General features: G+C 70.7%; 18 protein-coding genes. 9 read left to right on the top strand and 9 right to left on the bottom strand.

The genetic code is table 11. The annotated features are described in order from the left end of the window. Positions 1–5: 5 nt before the first annotated feature. From ASD35_RS06300 to ASD35_RS06315, 4 genes are all read right to left on the bottom strand, one after another. A complete protein-coding gene (locus tag ASD35_RS06300; protein ID WP_056874020.1) occupies positions 6–1,040 on the bottom strand; it encodes a dienelactone hydrolase in 1,035 nt (344 codons plus the stop codon). Positions 1,041–1,157: 117 nt separating this feature from the next. After that, entirely contained in the window at positions 1,158–2,201 is a 1,044-nt protein-coding gene (locus ASD35_RS06305; RefSeq protein ID WP_056874021.1) for a helix-turn-helix domain-containing protein, read from the bottom strand. Then, positions 2,188–2,970 (bottom strand): ZIP family metal transporter, encoded by a 783-nt coding sequence (locus tag ASD35_RS06310; protein WP_056874022.1) that lies wholly within the window; start codon positions 2,968–2,970, stop codon positions 2,188–2,190. Before ASD35_RS06310 ends, ASD35_RS06305 begins: the two co-directional genes overlap by 14 nt. A gap of 61 nt (positions 2,971–3,031) precedes the next feature. After that, positions 3,032–3,892 carry a dienelactone hydrolase family protein gene (locus ASD35_RS06315; protein ID WP_056874023.1) on the bottom strand — a complete coding sequence of 287 codons (861 nt, stop codon included), beginning with the start codon at positions 3,890–3,892 and terminating at the stop codon, positions 3,032–3,034. 60 nt (positions 3,893–3,952) lie between these two features. Here ASD35_RS06315 and ASD35_RS06320 point away from each other — a divergent pair, with 60 nt between their 5' ends. Together ASD35_RS06320 and ASD35_RS06325 are read left to right on the top strand one after the other, a co-directional pair. Further along, entirely contained in the window at positions 3,953–5,446 is a 1,494-nt protein-coding gene (locus tag ASD35_RS06320; protein WP_056874024.1) for a Ppx/GppA phosphatase family protein, read from the top strand. An 87-nt stretch (positions 5,447–5,533) separates the two neighbouring features. After that, a complete protein-coding gene (locus tag ASD35_RS06325) occupies positions 5,534–5,938 on the top strand; it encodes a GFA family protein (RefSeq protein WP_056874025.1) in 405 nt (134 codons plus the stop codon). 153 nt (positions 5,939–6,091) lie between these two features. On the opposite strand, the gene sixA is transcribed toward ASD35_RS06325, so the two are convergent. After that, complete coding sequence (gene sixA, locus ASD35_RS06330; RefSeq protein ID WP_056874026.1) at positions 6,092–6,553, bottom strand: phosphohistidine phosphatase SixA; 462 nt, start codon at positions 6,551–6,553, stop codon at positions 6,092–6,094. Positions 6,554–6,565: 12 nt separating this feature from the next. Then, positions 6,566–8,623, bottom strand: a complete 2,058-nt coding sequence (gene ppk1, locus ASD35_RS06335; RefSeq protein WP_056874027.1) for a polyphosphate kinase 1 — start codon at positions 8,621–8,623, stop codon at positions 6,566–6,568. Between the two features lie 61 nt (positions 8,624–8,684). On the opposite strand from ppk1, the gene ASD35_RS06340 reads away from it, so the two are divergent. The 5 genes from ASD35_RS06340 to ASD35_RS06360 all read left to right on the top strand — a co-directional run bounded on the left by ASD35_RS06340 (position 8,685) and on the right by ASD35_RS06360 (position 13,291). After that, the gene (locus ASD35_RS06340; RefSeq protein WP_056874028.1) at positions 8,685–9,572 is read left to right on the top strand and encodes a hypothetical protein; all 888 of its coding nucleotides are present in this window, start codon (positions 8,685–8,687) and stop codon (positions 9,570–9,572) included. Beyond that, positions 9,569–11,296, top strand: coding sequence for a single-stranded-DNA-specific exonuclease RecJ (recJ, locus tag ASD35_RS06345; RefSeq protein ID WP_056874029.1), 1,728 nt, complete (start codon positions 9,569–9,571; stop codon positions 11,294–11,296). Before ASD35_RS06340 ends, recJ begins: the two co-directional genes overlap by 4 nt. 55 nt (positions 11,297–11,351) lie before the next feature. Further along, on the top strand, positions 11,352–12,215 hold the full coding sequence (locus tag ASD35_RS06350; protein ID WP_056874030.1) for a 3',5'-nucleoside bisphosphate phosphatase: 864 nt from the start codon (positions 11,352–11,354) through the stop codon (positions 12,213–12,215). After that, positions 12,215–12,850, top strand: coding sequence for an L-threonylcarbamoyladenylate synthase (locus ASD35_RS06355; RefSeq protein ID WP_056874031.1), 636 nt, complete (start codon positions 12,215–12,217; stop codon positions 12,848–12,850). The genes ASD35_RS06350 and ASD35_RS06355 overlap by 1 nt, the downstream gene beginning before the upstream one ends. Before the next feature lie 165 nt (positions 12,851–13,015). Then, on the top strand, positions 13,016–13,291 hold the full coding sequence (locus ASD35_RS06360) for a hypothetical protein (protein WP_056874032.1): 276 nt from the start codon (positions 13,016–13,018) through the stop codon (positions 13,289–13,291). 93 nt (positions 13,292–13,384) lie between these two features. On the opposite strand, the gene ASD35_RS06365 is transcribed toward ASD35_RS06360, so the two are convergent. After that, positions 13,385–13,729 (bottom strand): glutaredoxin family protein, encoded by a 345-nt coding sequence (locus ASD35_RS06365; RefSeq protein WP_056874033.1) that lies wholly within the window; start codon positions 13,727–13,729, stop codon positions 13,385–13,387. 20 nt (positions 13,730–13,749) lie between these two features. Beyond that, the gene (gene ppk2 / locus ASD35_RS06370) at positions 13,750–14,646 is read right to left on the bottom strand and encodes a polyphosphate kinase 2 (protein ID WP_056874034.1); all 897 of its coding nucleotides are present in this window, start codon (positions 14,644–14,646) and stop codon (positions 13,750–13,752) included. Positions 14,647–14,774: 128 nt separating this feature from the next. Between ppk2 and ASD35_RS06375 the strand changes: the two genes are divergently transcribed. Together ASD35_RS06375 and ASD35_RS06380 are read left to right on the top strand one after the other, a co-directional pair. After that, positions 14,775–15,155, top strand: a complete 381-nt coding sequence (locus tag ASD35_RS06375) for a BlaI/MecI/CopY family transcriptional regulator (protein WP_056874035.1) — start codon at positions 14,775–14,777, stop codon at positions 15,153–15,155. Next, complete coding sequence (locus ASD35_RS06380; protein ID WP_056874036.1) at positions 15,148–16,389, top strand: M56 family metallopeptidase; 1,242 nt, start codon at positions 15,148–15,150, stop codon at positions 16,387–16,389. The genes ASD35_RS06375 and ASD35_RS06380 overlap by 8 nt, the downstream gene beginning before the upstream one ends. A 35-nt stretch (positions 16,390–16,424) precedes the next feature. Here ASD35_RS06380 and ASD35_RS06385 read toward each other — a convergent pair whose 3' ends face one another. Further along, positions 16,425–17,204 (bottom strand): MBL fold metallo-hydrolase, encoded by a 780-nt coding sequence (locus tag ASD35_RS06385; RefSeq protein WP_056874037.1) that lies wholly within the window; start codon positions 17,202–17,204, stop codon positions 16,425–16,427. Positions 17,205–17,209 lie beyond the last annotated feature (5 nt).

Raw genomic sequence — 17,209 nt, forward strand, 5'->3', positions numbered from 1 at the left:
GCCGGTCAGGGCGCGCCCAGCAGGTGGCGCTGGAAGAACGCCACTGTGCGCCCGACCCACAGCGCCGTCGCGGCAGGCCGGTCGAAGCCCGGCGGGTCGCACAGCAGCTCGCACGCCAGCCGGTCCAACTGAGCCGCCGCTGGCGGCGGCGCCAGCAACGCGCCGTGGCCGCCGCCGTGCAGGTCGGCCAGCAGCTCGCAGCCCTGGCACGCCACGCGCAGCGGGTCGCTGTGAAAGCGCGGCAGCAGCCAGCGGTCGCCATCGGCCGTGACGAGGCCCAGCGGCACGCGCGGCCTGGCCAGCGTCGTGAGGTCGAAGTCGGCCACCAGCGGCACCCCCGCAACGATGGCGGCCAAGCGCGGGTCCGCATGCGTGCGCGGCCGGTCGTCGCCGGCGAACTTCCAGTCCAGCACACGCCGGGCTAGCCACAGCTTGACGCCGTCCAGCGCGCCGCCGCCCAGGCGGGTGGCCAGGCCGACGCAGGTGTGGAAGTCCTCCGGGAGGTGCCGCGCGCAGTGGGCGCGGAAGCGCTCGGGCGACCAGGCACCGCCGGCCAGGCTCAGCATGGTGTGCCCGCCGGCCGACATGCCGAAGCCGCCGACCCGGTCCCACCTCAGTGCTGCGAAGCGCGGGTCAACGGCCGCGCGGTCGAGGGCGTGGCTGATCTCGGCGGGGCGCTGCTGCCAGCTGTCGGGCCCGGGGCGGCCGGGGTCGGTCCAGTTGTCGCCGCGGTGCAGCGGCAGCACGACGGTGAAGCCGGCGTCCACCAGCGCCTGGGCCAGCGTGGTGTGCACCCACGGCCCGCCGCCCGAGCCGTGCGAGATGGCCACCACATGGCCGTTGCCGGGCTCCGGCGTGGCGTCCGGCGCGATCGACACGGCCAGGTCGCCGCGCTTCTCGGCGCGGCCGCTGGCGGCCGTCGGATAAAAGAGCGTGACCGCGCCACCGTCGGCATCGGCAGGCAGGGTCGATGTGCCCAGCGTTGCGGCATGCGCGGCGGTGCACAGCATCAGGCTGGCCAGCAAGGGGCGGAGGATCATGGGGCGCTCGCGGAGATGGAGAAGCCCGCAGCGTCGGCCGCGATGGCCTTGCTGTCTGGCCGAAACCCGCAACCCACAGGTTTCGGCACGCCTTTTGATGAAACGGCGTGGTGCTTTCTAGGAATCGGCCAGCGCCCGCTGGCGGAATTCGGTCGGCGTGAGACCGGTGTCGGCCTTGAAGGCACGGTTGAACGGCCCGATGGAGCCGAAGCCGACGTCCAGCGCGATCGTCAGCACCGGCAGCTGGCGCTGCGCCGGGTCGGCCAGCCGGCGCTTGGCCTCCGCCAGCCGCAGGCCGTTGACATACGCGGTGAAGTTGCGATGCCCCAGGCCCTGGTTGATGACGCGGCGCAACCGGTATTCGGGCGTGCGCAGCCGCTCGGCCAGGCCGGCCAGGCTGAGGCCCTCCTGCGCATAGCCGCGCTGCTGGCCCATCAGCCGCGCGAGCTCGGCGGCAACGGCCTGGTCCTGCGCGTCGGCAGCCGGCGGCGGCGGCGCGGGGGGTGCGCCCTCCTCGCCCCACAGCCCCGCGGCGCGCGGCATCAGCAACTGCCAGGCCATGGTGCTGGTCAAGGCCAGCAGCATGGCCACGTCGCCGAGGGCCGCGCCTTCGCTCAGGCTGCCATTGGCCGAGCCGATGCGCTGCGCCACCATGACCAGCGCATAGGCAGCGCCCCCACCCACGACCAGGCCGCGCCAACGCCGGCGCTTCTCGACCAGGTCCACCCGCCAGGGCCCGGCCACGGCCGTCAGCCCCAGCAGCGCGAAGGCAATGGGGATGGCGCGCAGCAGCATCCAGGCCGGCCACCAGTGCGACCACAGGCAGATCGTCGCGCCGAACAGCGCGACGGCCGCCCACAACGCGGCGTGCCAGGCACGCGGCCGAAAGCCGTCCTCGAACACCGCGCGCGCGAACAGCCAGAACAGCACCGCCGTGCCCAGCGAGATGCCGATGCCGGGCGACTGCGCGGCGCAGCGCAGCTCACGCTCGACCCAGGGCGACGCGGAGATGGCCTGCACCGCGAGCGACAGTGCCAGCAGGATGCCGATGCGCACCACGTGGGCATGCCGCGCATGGCGCCAATGCGGCAGCAGGATGGCGATGACGAGGGCCAGCAGCGCCACGAGGGCGCCGCGCAGCCCGGCGTCAATGAGTGCCATGCAGCAGCTGCGACACCGCGAAGGCCACGCCCAGGCCCACGGCCAGCCAGGCCACCTGGGCGAAGGTCTCGCGCCAGGCCAGGCGCTGCTGCAGCTGCGGCAGCAGGTCGGCCACCGAGATGTAGATGAAGCTGCTGGACGCCAGCACCAGCAGGTAGGGCAGCACGCCCTCGAAGCTGCCGATCAGGAAATAGCCCAGCACGCCGCCCACCACCGCCGCCATGCCCGAGATCGCATTGAACAACAGCGCCTTGGCGCGGCTGAAGCCGGCGTTCAGCAGCACGATGTAGTCGCCCACCTCCTGCGGGATCTCGTGCGCGACGATGGCCAGCGCCGTCGCGAAGCCCAGCCGCGTGTCGGCCAGGAAGGCCGCCGCGATGATGGCGCCGTCGCAGAAGTTGTGGATGCTGTCGCCCACCAGCACGGTCAGGCCGCCACGGCCGGCCTGCTCGGCGTCGAAATGGTGGTGGTGATGGTGGCCGTCGCCCTCGTGGTGGTGCACGTGGCGGTAGAGCTCCACCTTTTCCAGCAGCCAGAAGAACAGCAGGCCGGCCAGCAGCACCGCGAACAGCGTCTGCGGCGCGGCCGTGTGGCTTTCGAAAGCCTCGGGCAGCACGTTCAGCAGCGAGGTGCCCAGCAGGATGCCGGCCGACAGGCTGACGAGGCTCTTCACGAGGCGGGTCAGCACGGTCACGGTCAGGCTGGCCGCGACGAGCACCGACAGCAGCCCGCCTGCGAAGGTGGCGAGCACGATATGGAGGAGGGTCATGGAATGGCGCAAAGCAACGGGCCGCTACTGCGGCCCGACTGCGACCAGCGTAGCAGAGCTGTCAAACCCCATGCTTCTTGAACCAGGCCAAGCAACGCGCCCAGCCATCCTCGGCCGCCGCCTTGCGGTAGCTGGGCCGGTAGTCGGCATGGAAGGCGTGCGGCGTGTCGGGGTAGACGACGAACTCGCACTTCGTGTTGCCGGCCGCCTTCAGCGCGGCTTCGAGCCGCGTCAGCGTCTCCACCGGGATGCCGCTGTCGGCCGCGCCGTACAGCGCCAGCACCGGCGCCTTGATGCGGGCGGCGCGCTCGATGACGGTCTGGTCGCCGGCGAAGTAGTTGCGCGCCACCGGCCCGTACCAGGCGACCGCGGCAGCCAGCTTCGAGTTGTGGGCGGCATACGACCAACTCGCGCGGCCGCCCCAGCAGAAGCCGGTGATGCCCAGCCGGGCCGTGTCGCCGCCATTCGCCGCGGCCCAGGCGACCGTCGCGTCCAGGTCGCCATGGACCTGCGCGTCGGACGCCTTGCTGACCACCTCGCTGATGAGCTTGGGGATGTCCGTGTAGGCACCGGCGTCGCCGTGACGCACGAACAGCTCGGGCGCGATGGCGAGATAGCCCTGTTTCGCCAAACGCCGGCAGACGTCGGCGATGTGCTCATGCACGCCGAAGATCTCACTGGCCACGAGGATCACCGGCAGGTTCTTCCCGCCCGCCGGCTGGGCGCGGTAGGCCGGCATCTTGAAATCGCCGACGGGGATGGTGACCGTGCCGGCCTCCAGGCCCGTGGTGTCGGTCACGAGGGTCTGCGCCGTCACCGGCAGCACGGCGGCCGCGAAGCCGCTGCCCACCGCCGTCTGCACGAAGCCGCGGCGGTTGAAGTCACGGCCGGGGGCAAGGCTGTCGATCTCTTCTTTCAGCATGGGGCTCCAGGGGTGGGAGTTACGAAGGGGCGTCAAATTTTGCCCCGACAATCCGCCGCCATGACGACGCGCCCCGACCGCAGCGGCCAGCCCTGGGCCTCCATCGACATCGGTTCCAACAGCTTCCGGCTGGAACTGGCCCGGCTCTCCGGCGACCGCTACCAGCGCATCAGCTACATCAAGGAAAGCGTGCGCCTGGGCGCCGGCCTCGATGAACACGGCATGCTGACCGAGGCCGCCATGCAGCGCGGGCTGGACTGCCTGCAGGCCTTCGGCGAGCAGCTCGTCGGCGTGCCCCGCGAGCGCGTGCGCGCCGTGGCCACGCAGACGCTGCGCGAGGCGCGCAACCGCAACGCCTTCCTGGCGCGCGCCGAAGCCGCGCTGGGCCATCCGGTCGAGGTCATCTCCGGCCGCGAGGAGGCCCGCCTGATCTTCGCCGGCGTGGCGCGGCTGCAGCCGTCCGACAAGCCGCGCCTGGTCATCGACATCGGCGGCCGCTCCACCGAGATGATCCTCGGCCGCGGCCGCAAGCCGCTGCTGGCGGAGTCCTTCGGCGTGGGCAGCGTGGGCCTGTCGATGCGCTTCTTCGCCGACGGCCTCTACACGGAAGAGGCTTTCCGTGCCGCCCAGGTCGCCGCAGGCGCCGAGCTGGAAGAGGCGCTGACGCTGTTCCGCCCCGAGCTGTGGCAGGAGGCGCTGGGCTCCTCGGGCACGGTGGGCGCGGTGTCGCAGATCCTTGCCGCCACGGGCCAGACCGATGGCCGCATCACCCCCGACGCGCTGCGCTGGTGCATCGCCCAATGCCTGGCCGCCGGTTCGCAGGACAAGCTGCAGGTCGCCGGCCTGAAGGACGACCGTCGTCCCGTGGTCGCCGGCGGCCTGTGCATCCTCTACACGCTGCTGGCGCAGTTCGGCATCAAGGAGCTGCTGCCCACCAAGGGCGCGCTGCGCCAGGGCGTCATCTTCGACCTGGCCGAGCGCCTGCAGCCCCGCGGTGCCCAGGACCCGCGCGCCGGCTCCGTCACCGAGCTGCAGGAGCGCTTCGGCGTCGACACGGCGCAGGCCGAGCGCGTCGCCGCGCAGGCCGACAAGCTGTACCGCCAACTGGTGCGCAAGCCGTCCCCGGAGCTGCAGCGCGAGCTGCATTGGGCGGCGGCCCTGCACGAGGTCGGCATGCTGGTCTCCCACCACGACCACCACCGCCACAGCGCCTATGTCATCGCCCATGTGGACGCTGCGGGCTTCTCCACCAATCAGCTGCAACGCCTGGCCGCGCTGGCGCTGGGCCAGCGCGGCGGCCTGCGCAAGATGGAGGCGCAGCTGGCCGACGCCAGCCTGCTGGACCAGCTCATCGCGCTGCGCCTGGCCGTCATCCTGTGCCATGCGCGCACGCCGGTGGCGGTGGCCGCACCCAGGCTGGAACGGGACGGCAAGCAGCTGACGCTACATTGCCCCAAGAGCTGGTCCGGCGAGCAGGCCCGCACGCGCTTCCTGCTGAAGGAAGAGGCCGAGGCCTGGGCGCGCACCGGCGTGCTGGCGCTGCTGGTGGCCTAACGGCCCTCCGCAACGGGGGTTCTACTGTCACGCGCTGACAGCGTTGGTCGCGAGGATGGCGGCTTCCTCAACCACCGCGAGACCGCCATGCTCAAGACCTACACCGGCAGCTGCCACTGCAAAGCCGTGCGCTTCGAAGTCGACCTCGATCTGGCCGCGGGCAGCGGCCGCTGCAACTGCTCCATCTGCTTCAAGACGCGCAACTGGAGCGCCAGCGTGAAGCCCGACGCCTTCCGCCTGCTGGCCGGCGAGGACGCGCAGAGCGACTACCAGTTCGGCTCCAACAGCATCCACAACCTGTTCTGCAAGACCTGTGGCGTGCGCTCCTACGGCCATGGCTACCTGGAGCAGACCGGTGGCGCCTTCGTGTCGGTCAAGCTCACTTGCCTGGACGACGTGCCGCCGGAAGAGCTGGTGAGCACGCCGGTGCAGTACTTCGACGGCCTGCACAACAACTGGTGGAACGTGCCCGAAGAGACTCGGCACCTCTGAGCGCGCCTTTCGATGCCGCAAGCATCGCCGTTCCCTGGGGGGCTGAGCCCGGCGGGCTCAAGGTGCTCGGCGAAGGGCTGAGGCGCGAGCCGAAGCGCGGTCTGCAAGACCGATCAGGCTCGCCGCGTTCAGCGGGCGAGATTGAGCGTGGCGTCAAAGGGAATCCGGCCCCTGCACCGCGTGCAGCGTCACCTCGGGCTCGCCGTCGCGCTGGCGCCAGCGCAGCCACCACACAGCGCCCTTCTTCATGGCCCAGTCCTGCTCCACGCCGGCCAGCAGCTGCGCGGCCAGTTGCCCCAGCGTCGGCTGGTGGCCGCACAGCAGCACCGGCTCGCTCGCCTTGGGCCAGCGTGACGCCTCGATGAGGTTGGTTATCGGCACGTCAGGCGCGATGGACGGCACGATGCGCATCTCGCGGCCCAGCGCTTCGGCCGTCTGCCGGCAGCGCAGGGCCGGGCTGACGAGCACGCGCGTCGTCGCCGCCAGTCGGTGGTTCAGCCAGGCCGCCATGCGCCGCGCCTGGCGCTCGCCCTTGTGGGTCAGCGCGCGTTGCAGGTCATCTTGGCCGGGGACGGCTATCTCGGCCTCGGCGTGGCGCCACAAGATCAGGTCCATGTTCGCTCTCCGTCAGCTGTAGCGCCGCATCAGCGCCTGTTGGGCGCTGACCGCGCCGTTGCCGTTCACACGCACCGAACGCCCGTCCGGGCCCAGCTGCCAGGCTTCCATGTTGTCGTGCAGGTAAGGCTGCAGCGCCTCGTCGATGACGCGCTGGCGCAGCCGCGCATCCAGCACCGGCCAGGCCACCTCGATGCGGCGGAACATGTTGCGGCTCATCCAGTCGGCGCTGGACAGGAACAGCGCTTCGCCTTCGTCGCCCTCTCTGGGCTCGGCCCAGCGGAAGTAGCAGATGCGCGAGTGCTCCAGGAAGCGCCCGACGACCGAGCGCACCACGATGTTGTCGCTGACGCCCGGCAACCCTGGCGGCAGCATGCAGGCACCACGCACGATGAGGTCGATCTTGGCGCCGGCCTGGGCCGCGCGCAGCAGGCCGTGGATGAGTTCCGCGTCGGTCAGCGCATTGATCTTGACGACGATGCGCGCGCCCTTGTAGCCGCCCAGCGCCGCCGCCTCGACCTGGCCCAGCAGCTCGAGCATGCGGCTGTGCATGTTGAACGGCGCCAGCAGCATGCGCCGCGGCGCCTTGAACTTGCCCAGCGACGCGAGCTGGCGGAACACCGAGTCGGCGTCGGCGGTCAGGTCGGCGTCGGCCGTCAGCACGCCCAGGTCGGTGTACAGCCGCGCCGTCTTGGGGTTGTAGTTGCCGGTCGAGATGTGGGCATAACGGCGCAGCTTGGCGCCTTCACGCCGCATGATCAGCAGCAGCTTGGCATGGGTCTTGTAGCCGACGATGCCGTACACCACCTGCGCGCCCACGGCCTCCAGCCGCTCGGCCCAGTTGATGTTGGCCTCCTCGTCGAAGCGCGCCTTCAGCTCGACGACGGCCATGACCTCCTTGCCGCGCCGCGCCGCCTCGATCAGCAGGTCCATCAGCTCCGACTTGGCGCCGGTGCGGTAGATGGTCTGCTTGATGGCCAGCACGTCGGGGTCGTTGACCGCCTCGCGCAGCAGCTGCACGACCGGCTCGAAGCTCTCGAACGGATGGTGCAGCAGCACGTCGCTCTTCCTCAAGCGCTCGAAGATGGACTTGTGGCGCGGCAGCCGGCCGGTGGGCCAGGCCGGCTCGAACGGCTTGAAGCGCAGCGCGGGCGCGTCGGTCTGGTCGATCAGCTCGTTGAGCCGCACGAGGTTGACGGGGCCGTTGACGCGGTACAGCGCCGCATCGGGCAGGACGAACTGCTGCAGCAGGAACTCCGACAGCTCGGCCGGGCAGGTGCTGACGACCTCCAGCCGCACCGCGCGGCCGAAGTGGCGCGTCGTCAGGCCCGAGCGCAGCGCATGGCGCAGGTTGGCGATCTCCTCCTCGTCCACCTCCAGGTCGGAGTCGCGCGTGACGCGGAACTGCGAGAAGGCCTCGACCTTGCGGCCTGGGAACAAGTCCTCCAGGTGCGCCCGGATGACGCTGGTCAGCAGCACGAAGGCCTGGCGGCCGTCGCTGAGGTTGGCGGGCAGCTTGATGACGCGCGGCAGCACGCGCGGCACCTTGACGATGGCGATGCGGTTGTCGCGGCCGAAGGCGTCCTTGCCCGACAGCCGCGCGATGAAGTGCAGCGACTTGTTGGCCACCTGCGGGAAGGGGTGGGCCGGGTCCAGCCCCACCGGCACCAGCAGCGGCTTGACCTCGCGCTCGAAGAACCGGGACACCCAGCGGCGCTGCGGCTCGTCGCGGTCGGCATGGTTGAGGATGACGATGCGCCGCTTGACCAGCAGCGGCGTCAGCTGCTCGTTGAAGACGTGGTACTGCTCGTCGATCAGCGCGTGTGCGGCACGGCCCACGCGTTCCACATCCTGGCCGGTCACGCTGCTGAGTGGGTCGCGGGCGGCGTCCAGCATGTCGGCGAAGCGCACTTCAAAGAACTCGTCCAGGTTGCTCGACACGATGCAGACATAGCGCAGCCGCTCCAGCAGCGGCACGTCCTCGCGCTGCGCCTGGGCCAGCACGCGGCGGTTGAATTCGAGGATGGCCTGTTCGCGGTTGAGCAGCTTCAGCGGGGTCGGGTCGGTCATGAAGAAAAGTGTATGAAGCTTGTATGACAGCGCCTTGAAGCCCCCTCGGATAATCGGGGCCATGCACCTGATGATTCCCCATGCCAGCGCGCTGGACGATGCCGCGCGGCATGCGCTGGCCAGCCTAGCCCTGCCCCACCTGGGCGCCCTGCTGGCCCGGCTGAGCCCCACCGGCACCTGGGGCAGCGACGAGTTCTCACCCCAGCCGCCGCACCATCTCGCGCTGGCCGCGCTGCGCGGCCAGGCCGAACCGAGCGCCGCGGCCTGGGCGGTCGAGGCCGGCCCCGAGCTGAGCTGGGCGCTCATGACCCCCGTGCACCTGGCCGTCGGCAGCGACGGCGTCGACGTGTTGCCGCCGTCGGCGCTGCACCTGTCCGAATCCGATGCGGCCCGCTTCGCCGCGGTGTTGCGCGAGCTGTGGCCCGAGGCCGAGGGCTGGCAGTGGCGGCTGCTGGACGCGACGCGCTGGGCCATCGGCCATGCCAGCGCGCTGGACGGTTTGGGGGCGGCCAGCATCGAGCGCGCCGCCGGCCGGCCCATCGAGCCCTGGCTGCCCGACAGCCGCGTGCTCCGCCGTTGGCAGAACGAGGCGCAGATGCTGTTGCACGACCATGCGCTGAACCAGGCCCGCGAGGCGCGCGGCGAGCATGCCGTGAACTCGGTGTGGATCGGCGACATCGGCCGCAGCAACGGCCGCGCCGCCAGCGTGACCATCGACGCCCGCCTGACCGAGCCGCTGATGAACGGCGACCTCGCCGCCTGGGCCGAGGCCTGGCAGCGCCTGGACGCCGGCCCGCTGGCGGCGCTGGCGAAGCAGCCCGACGCGCAGCTGACCCTGTGCGGCGAGCGATTCGCGCGCCACTTCACGCCACAGCCGCTGTCGCTGATCGACAAGCTGAAGCGCCGCTGGCAGACGCCCGACGTGGCCGCCGTGCTGGAGGCGCTGTGAAGCTGATCGAACGCGACGTGCCGCCGCGCACCGCCTGGGCGCTGGAGCAGGCGGGCGTGGCGCCGCTGCTGGCGCGGCTGCTGGCCGCACGCGGCGTGCGTGAGGCCAGCGAGCTCGACGAAAGCCTGCAACAGCTGCTGCCGCCCAGCGGCCCGAACGGATTGAAGGGCCTGCCCGAGGCTGCGTGCCTGCTGGCTGACGCCATCCAGCACGGCGAGCGCCTCGTCATCGTGGCCGACTACGACTGCGATGGCGCCACCGCCTGCGCCGTCATGCTGCGCGGCCTGCGCCTGCTGGGCGCGCGGCCGGAGCAGCTCGGCTACGTCGTGCCCGACCGCGCGGTGCACGGCTATGGCCTCACGCCCACCATCGTCGACCTGGCGCTGCAGCAGCGACCGGCCCTGCTCGTCACGGTGGACAACGGCATCGCCAGCCTGGCCGGCGTGGCGCATGCGCGCGCCCACGGCCTGAAGGTGCTGGTGACGGACCATCACCTGCCGGCGCTCGTCGACGACCAGCTCGTCGTCCCCGAGGCGGACGCCATCGTCAACCCCAACCAGCCGGGCTGCACGTTCGCGAGCAAGTCGCTGGCCGGCGTGGGCGTGGCCTTTTACGTGCTGCTGGGCCTGCGCGCCGAGCTGCGCGCGCGCGCCGCCCTGCCCCAGCCCGAGCCGCGCCTGGACGGCCTGCTCGACCTGGTGGCCCTCGGCACCGTGGCCGACGTCGTCAAGCTCGACGCCAACAACCGCCGCCTCGTCGCGCAAGGCCTCAAGCGCATGCGCGCCGGGCGGGCCCAGCCGGGCGTCATGTCGTTGTTCTCGGCCGCCAAGCGCGACGCATCCAAGGCCCAGGGCTTCGACCTCGGCTTCGCGCTCGGGCCGCGCATCAACGCCGCCGGCCGGCTGGCCGACATGACGCTGGGCATCGAATGCCTGACCACCGACGATCCCGAGCGCGCGCTGGAACTGGCGACGCGGCTCGACGCGATCAACCGGGAGCGCCGCGAGATCGAGAGCGGCATGCGCGAGATGGCCGAGGCGCGCCTGGAAGCCCTCGTCGAGGCCCTATCCGGCGCACTGCCACCCGCGGTGGCGCTGTTCGACGCGGACTTCCATGAAGGCGTCGTCGGCATCGTCGCCTCGCGCATCAAGGACCGCGTACACCGCCCCAGCTTCGTGTTCGCACGCGGTGCCGATGGCCAGCTCAAGGGTTCGGGCAGGTCCATCCCGGGCTTCCACCTGCGCGACGCGCTGGACCTCGTCAGCAAGCGCGACCCCGGGCTGCTGGCCAAGTTCGGCGGCCATGCGATGGCGGCCGGCGCGACGCTGGCCGTCGACGACATCGGCCGCTTCGCGCTGGCGCTGGCCCGCGTGGCCGAGGAGTGGTTGAACGAGCAGGACCTGACCCGCACGCTGCGCCACGACGGTGCGCTGCCGGCCGACTTCGCCACGCCCGAAACCGCGCGGCTGCTGGACGCCCAGGTCTGGGGCCAGGGTTTCGAGGCGCCCGTGTTCTGCGACCGCTTCGAGGTCATCTCACAGCGGCTGGTCGGCGAGAAACACCTGAAGCTGCGCCTGCGCCAGGGCGGCAAGCTCATCGACGCGATCTGGTTCAACCGCGTCGAGATGCTGCCCGAGCGCGCGATGCTGGCCTACCGGCTCAGCCTGGACGAATGGCAAGGCCAGCAGCGCGTGCAATATGTGATCGAGGCGGCGCAGCCCTGAGGCGCACAAGCCACTGGTAACCGCTCGGCGACGAGGGGCCTGCCAGAATCGGGGCGTGAACCTCGACGCCGCCCTCAACGCCGACCTGCACTGCCACTCCGTCATCTCGGATGGCACGCTGAGCCCCGAGGCGCTGGCCGCACGGGCCAAGGCGGCCGGCGTACAGCTGTGGTCCCTGACGGACCATGACGAGATCGGCGGCCAGCCGCGCGCCATCGCCGCGGCCCGCGCCGCGGGCCTGGCCTACCTCACCGGCACCGAGATCTCCGTCAGCTTCGCCGGCCGCGTCGTGCACATCGTCGGCCTGGGGTTCGACCACGAGGCGCCGGAGATCGTCGCGGGCCTGCGCGCGACACGCGGCGGCCGCGAGGCGCGCGCCCGTGACATGGCGGCCGGCCTGGCCGAGGCAGGCATCCCGGGCGCCTTCGAAGGCGCGCTGCAATACGTCAGCAATCCCGACCTGATCTCGCGCACGCATTTCGCCCGCTTCCTCGTCGACGCCGGCCATTGCAGCGACATCCCCGAGGTGTTCCGCCGCTTCCTGACCGAAGGCAAGCCGGGTTTCGTGCCGCACAAGTGGGCGGCGTTGAAGGATGCGGTGGGCTGGATCACGCGCGCCGGCGGTGTCGCCGTCATCGCCCACCCGGGCCGCTACGACTTCACGCCGACCGAGGAGTACGCCCTCATCACCGAATTCATGGCCCACGGCGGGCGCGGCATCGAAGTGGTCACCGGCAGCCACACACCGGCGGAGTTCGTGAAGTACACCGACACCGCACTGGAGTTCGGCCTGCTGGCCTCGCGCGGCTCGGATTTCCACTCGCCCGCCGAGAGCCGCACCGACCTGGGCACACTGCCCCCGCTGGCGGACAAGCTCACCCCGGTGTGGGCCGCGCTGGCTGCAAGGATCCACCACTGATGGCCCAGCTCTTCGAAGTCCACCCCGACAACCCGCAGCCACGTTTCCTGCGGCAGGCGGCGCAGATGCTGCAGGCCGGCGGCATCGGGGCCATCCCGACCGACTCCAGCTACGCCTTCGTCTGCCACCTGAACGACAAGACGGCCGCGGAGGCGCTGCGCCGCGTGCGCGGCGTGGACGACAAGCACCACCTGACGCTGCTGTGCCGCGACCTGTCGGAGCTGGCCACCTACGCGATGGTGGACAACCGCCAGTACCGGCTGCTGAAGCTGGCCACGCCCGGGGCCTACACCTTCATCCTGCCGGCCACCAAGGAAGTGCCGCGGCGGCTGTCCCACCCCAGCCGCCGCACCATCGGCCTGCGCGTGCCCGACCACCGCGTCACGCAGGACTTGCTGGCGCTGTTCGGCGAACCGCTGCTGTCGACGACGCTGATCCCGCCCGGCGACAGCGAGCCGATGAACGACGCGGCGGACGTCTGCGCGCTTCTCGACCGCCATCTGCAGTTCGTGCTGGACGCCGGCGCCTGCCCGGCCCAGCCGACCACCGTGCTGGACCTCAGCCAGGGCGACGAGCCGGTGCTGGTGCGCCAGGGGCGGGGCGAGCTCGCCCGCCTGGGGCTGCAGCTCGACTGACGCCCGCCGCTGCGCATCCGGCGCAGCTCATCGTGGGTTTTTGCAGTTCATCCAGCGCCGCCCGCGCTTGATCGCAGGCGCCTGGAAGGGCGCGGGTCCATTGCCGAAACTGACTCCATCGAACAAGCAATCACGCGGTTCGAAACCCACCGAACGGAGTCCATCATGAGCAAGCAAACCACCTTCTTCGCAGCCGCTGCCCTGGCCTTCTCTGCCTTCGCCGTGCAAGCCGCGCCCCAGGAAATCGTCAAGCTGGAACGCGTCGTCGTCACCGGCAAGGCCGTGCGCGAAGTGGCGCAACTGCCGCGCGTCGTCGTGACCGGCCATGCCCAACGCGAAGTCGCCCAGCTGCCGCGTGTCGTCGTCACCGGCTACAGCGAAGCCACGCTGCTGCGCAACACCACGCTGGCCGCCGCCAAGCCCGCGACCAAGCGCATCTGAAGACGCGTCGATCACATGCAGTCGATCTTCATTCCCGACGCCGTCGAGCCGAGTCGCCAGCGCTGCTGAGCCAGCGTTGCCGACTCGGCTCGGCTATTTCAGGATGTCCAGCATGCGCGCGCGGTCGAAGCCCAGCACCGTCTGGCCACGCACGACCAGCGTCGGCGTACCCATCCCGCCCAGCGCCTGGTAGTCCGCCAGGCACTGTGCATCACGCTCGATGAAGCATTCGTTGAACGGCACGCCCGCGCCCTGCATCCAGCGCCGCGCGGCCGTGCACCAGCCGCAGGTCTCCGACGAGATCATGCGGATGTCCCCCGGCTTGGCGCGCTGGGCGAGCAGCCCGGCGTCCTCCGCCGCGACATGGCTGCGCCAGGCCCAGGAGGCCAGTGCCGTGACGGCAATGACGACGAGCAGGGAGCGTGGGGGCAGGGTCATGCCGCCATCCTAGACAACCCTCAATACACCTCGGGCACGATGATGTTCTCGGGCACCGGGTTGCGGATGTAGTCCTCGCGGCGTTCGCGGGCCGGCAGCTCGATGTCGGCATGCGGCACCTCCTGGTAGGGCATCTGCGTGAGCAGGTGCTGGATGCAGTTGAGCCGCGCGCGCTTCTTGTCGTCGGCCCGCACCACCCACCACGGCGACTCAGGGATGTGCGTGCGCTCCAGCATCACCTCCTTGGCCGAGGTGTAGGCCTCCCAGCGGCGGCGCGACTCCAGGTCCATGGGGCTGAGCTTCCACTGCTTGAGCGGGTCGTGGATGCGGCTCAGGAAGCGGATGCGCTGCTCGTCGTCGCTGATGGAGAACCAGTACTTGATCAGCTGGATACCGGAGCGCACCAGCATGCGTTCGAACTCGGGCGCCGAGCGGAAGAACTCTTCGTACTGGTCGTCGGTGCAGAAGCCCATCACGCGTTCGACGCCGGCGCGGTTGTACCAGCTGCGGTCGAACAACACGATCTCGCCCGCCGCCGGCAGGTGCGACACATAGCGCTGGAAGTACCACTGCGTGCGCTCGCGGTCGTTGGGCGCCGGCAGCGCGGCCACGCGGCACACGCGCGGGTTCAGCCGCTGCGTGATGCGCTTGATGACGCCGCCCTTGCCCGCCGCGTCGCGGCCCTCGAACAGGATGACCACCTTGTGGCCGGTGTGCTGCACCCAGTCCTGCAGCTTCACCAGCTCGCTCTGCAGGCGGAACAGCTCACGGAAATAGCGCTTTCGTTCAGCGGCAGCGTCATCGCTGGGCGCGACACCGTGGTCGCGGTCCTCCAGCTCGAGTTCCAGCTCCTCGTCGAAATCGTCCTGCAGGTCACGGTGAATGCGCTTCACCAGTTCGTCTTCGATGTGGCTCACGAGGGCTCCCGGCCGCGACGGCGGCTCTGTCCGCCAGCGTACGCCGGTGACATGGCAGGGTCGTGACAACACCGGTTGACAGTGTCGTTTACAACCGTAATCATTCGCCATCGTTTACGCATGTAATCATGGAAAAACCCACTTCCCCCATCAGTGAAGCCGAGGCGCTGGTCATGCAGGAGCTGTGGGCGCGCTCGCCGCAGGGCGCCGACGAGATCGCCACGACAGTGGGCTCGCGCCAGGGCTGGCAGCTCGCCACCGTGAAGACGCTGCTGAACCGGCTGCTGAAGAAGGGCGCGGTGACCGCCGAACGCGACGGCCGGCGCTTCCTCTACGCGCCCGCCGTGCCGCAGGACGCCTGGGTGGCCGACACCGGCCTGTCGCTGATCGACCGGCTGTTCGGCGGGCGGCTGGCGCCGCTGGTGGCGCAGTTCGCGTCGGAGCGCAAGTTGAAGCCCGAGGACGTCGAGGCGCTGAAGGCGCTGCTGAAGGAGCAGGGCCATGAGTGAGCGGCTGCTGGCGGTGTTGTTGCAGCAGGGCTTGCTGCTGAGCGCGGCCGTCGTGTCGATGGCGGCGTTGCGGCCTCTGCTGTTGAAGCGCCTGGGCGCTGGCAGCGCGTATGCCGCCTGGTTGCTGGTGCCGGCGCTGCTGTTGACGCCGCTGCTGCCGCGGCCGGCGCAGGAGCCGCTGCGGGTGGTTCTGCAGGCCACGGGCAATGCCCAGACGCTGGCCGCGCCTGCGCTGCCGGCGCCGCCGCCCGATCACGCGGCGGTCTGGCTGGGGCTGTGGCTGGGTGGCGCAGCGCTGGTGCTGCTGGAGCAGGCGCGCCGGCAGTGGCGGCTGGCGCGCCTGAGCGAGCGTTTGCCCGCCGGCAGCAGCCCTGCACTCGTCGGCCTGCTCAAGCCCCGAGTGGCGCTGCCGGTCGACTTCGACCAGCGCTTCTCAGCCGCCGAGCGCGAGCTGATCCTGGCCCACGAGCAGGTGCACCGCGCGCGGCTGGACAACCTGTGGAACCTGCTGGCCTGCGCCATGGCCGGCCTGCACTGGTGGAACCCGCTGGCCTGGTGGGCCGCGCGGCGCATGCAGGCCGACCAGGAACTGGCCTGCGACGCGGCCGTGCTCGCCGCGCGGCCCGGCGCGCTCGTCGACTACACCCGGGCGCTGCTCGCTGCCCACGACCTCCACCATCTCGGCGCGCCGCTGGCCAGCCGCTGGGGCAGCTCCCACCCGCTTGTCGAAAGGATTGCAATGCTGAATCGCCCCATGCCCCTGAACCGCCGCCGCGCAATGCTGCTGGCCGCCACGGTGGCCACCGTCTCCACGCTGGCCTATGCAGCGGAGGGTCCGCAGCCGAAAGCGGGTGCCGGTTTCATCGAGCTGCAATTGAAGGTGGAGCGCAGTCAGGGTGGCGACAAGTCGACCATCGAGACCCGCGTGATCGGCCGCGATGGCGAGCGCATGATGATGCGGCTCAATGCCATCTCTGGCGACGGGCCCGGTTGGGTGACGGAGCCGCTGTCGATCACGCTTTGGCCGAACAAAGCTGGCGACTCGGCGCTGATCAAGACGCAGATCAGCCGCGGCGAGCCGGGCGTGGAACTGGGCCGCCCCAGCGTGATGACGGCCTGGGGCCAAAAGGCCCGCATCGAGCTCACCCGCGCCGGTTCGGACGAGAAGTTCGCGCTGGAGCTCGCGCCCACGGCGCTGCCGCCTGATTTCCAGCCGCCGAAGAACACGTTCTGACGCCACCATCCCCGGCCGGGCAGCGGCCGCCGCGCTCAGCCCGGCACGCGGTAGTTCGCTGCCCCGAACAGGTCGATGCCGCATTCCAGCTGCTCGACCCAGTCGATGAACTCCCCCACCGCGGCGCCCACCATGGGCGCGCCGTGCTGCGGCGCGATCATCTGGATGTCCAGCCCGCGCACCATCGACGCCCACAGCCGCAGCACCTTGTTGCTGACCATGTAGCGGCGGTGGAAGCCCTCCATGCGCGGGATGTGCCCGGCCAGCGCGGTGACGGGCTTCTCGGGGTCGAGGTTCGCGCCCAGCGAGGCACCGAGGTCGCCCGAGAACAGGATGCGGCTGACCGGGTCGTAGAACTGGAAGTTGCCCTCGGCGTGCAGGAAGTGCGCCGGCAGCGCCCACAGCTCGAAAAGGTCCTGGCCGCTGCCCAGCCGCAGGCGCTCGCCGGCGTCGGGCAGGCCGACGACGCGGCCCAGCGTCTTGCCCGGCTTGCAGAAATGCGGGGCGAAGCGCTCCCACAGGCGCGAGATGTAGACCGGCGCCTCGGTGGCCGTCATCCAGCGGTCCAGCGACGCAATGATGTCCGGGTCGGCATGCGAGGCCAGCACGGCGGCCAGCTTGTGCGGCGGAAAGAACGCCGACATGCCAAGGTAGAGCTCGTGATAGGCGATGTTGCCGCCGGGGTCGAGGATGGCGCCGGTGCCGCCATTGACGAGCAGGAACTGGTTGGACTGGACCGCGTCGCCGCCTTCGTCGCCCAGGCGCGAGAACATGACGCAGACATGCCGCTCCTGGCGGAACAACTCGATGGACATGGCGG

It is taken from the genome of Pelomonas sp. Root1444 (genome assembly GCF_001426885.1).
Classification (GTDB): domain Bacteria; phylum Pseudomonadota; class Gammaproteobacteria; order Burkholderiales; family Burkholderiaceae_C; genus Pelomonas.

What these genes read in the sequence shown, in the direction of transcription:
- ASD35_RS06300 (WP_056874020.1), bottom strand. Translation starts at nt 1,040, where the DNA reads ATGATCCTCCGCCCCTTGCTGGCCAGCCTGATGCTGTGCACCGCCGCG.
- ASD35_RS06305 (WP_056874021.1), bottom strand. Translation starts at nt 2,201, where the DNA reads ATGGCACTCATTGACGCCGGGCTGCGCGGCGCCCTCGTGGCGCTGCTG.
- ASD35_RS06310 (WP_056874022.1), bottom strand. Translation starts at nt 2,970, where the DNA reads ATGACCCTCCTCCATATCGTGCTCGCCACCTTCGCAGGCGGGCTGCTG.
- ASD35_RS06315 (WP_056874023.1), bottom strand. Translation starts at nt 3,892, where the DNA reads ATGCTGAAAGAAGAGATCGACAGCCTTGCCCCCGGCCGTGACTTCAAC.
- ASD35_RS06320 (WP_056874024.1), top strand. Translation starts at nt 3,953, where the DNA reads ATGACGACGCGCCCCGACCGCAGCGGCCAGCCCTGGGCCTCCATCGAC.
- ASD35_RS06325 (WP_056874025.1), top strand. Translation starts at nt 5,534, where the DNA reads ATGCTCAAGACCTACACCGGCAGCTGCCACTGCAAAGCCGTGCGCTTC.
- sixA (WP_056874026.1), bottom strand. Translation starts at nt 6,553, where the DNA reads ATGGACCTGATCTTGTGGCGCCACGCCGAGGCCGAGATAGCCGTCCCC.
- ppk1 (WP_056874027.1), bottom strand. Translation starts at nt 8,623, where the DNA reads ATGACCGACCCGACCCCGCTGAAGCTGCTCAACCGCGAACAGGCCATC.
- ASD35_RS06340 (WP_056874028.1), top strand. Translation starts at nt 8,685, where the DNA reads ATGCACCTGATGATTCCCCATGCCAGCGCGCTGGACGATGCCGCGCGG.
- ASD35_RS06355 (WP_056874031.1), top strand. Translation starts at nt 12,215, where the DNA reads ATGGCCCAGCTCTTCGAAGTCCACCCCGACAACCCGCAGCCACGTTTC.
- ASD35_RS06360 (WP_056874032.1), top strand. Translation starts at nt 13,016, where the DNA reads ATGAGCAAGCAAACCACCTTCTTCGCAGCCGCTGCCCTGGCCTTCTCT.
- ASD35_RS06365 (WP_056874033.1), bottom strand. Translation starts at nt 13,729, where the DNA reads ATGACCCTGCCCCCACGCTCCCTGCTCGTCGTCATTGCCGTCACGGCA.
- ASD35_RS06375 (WP_056874035.1), top strand. Translation starts at nt 14,775, where the DNA reads ATGGAAAAACCCACTTCCCCCATCAGTGAAGCCGAGGCGCTGGTCATG.
- ASD35_RS06380 (WP_056874036.1), top strand. Translation starts at nt 15,148, where the DNA reads ATGAGTGAGCGGCTGCTGGCGGTGTTGTTGCAGCAGGGCTTGCTGCTG.
- ASD35_RS06385 (WP_056874037.1), bottom strand. Translation starts at nt 17,204, where the DNA reads ATGTCCATCGAGTTGTTCCGCCAGGAGCGGCATGTCTGCGTCATGTTC.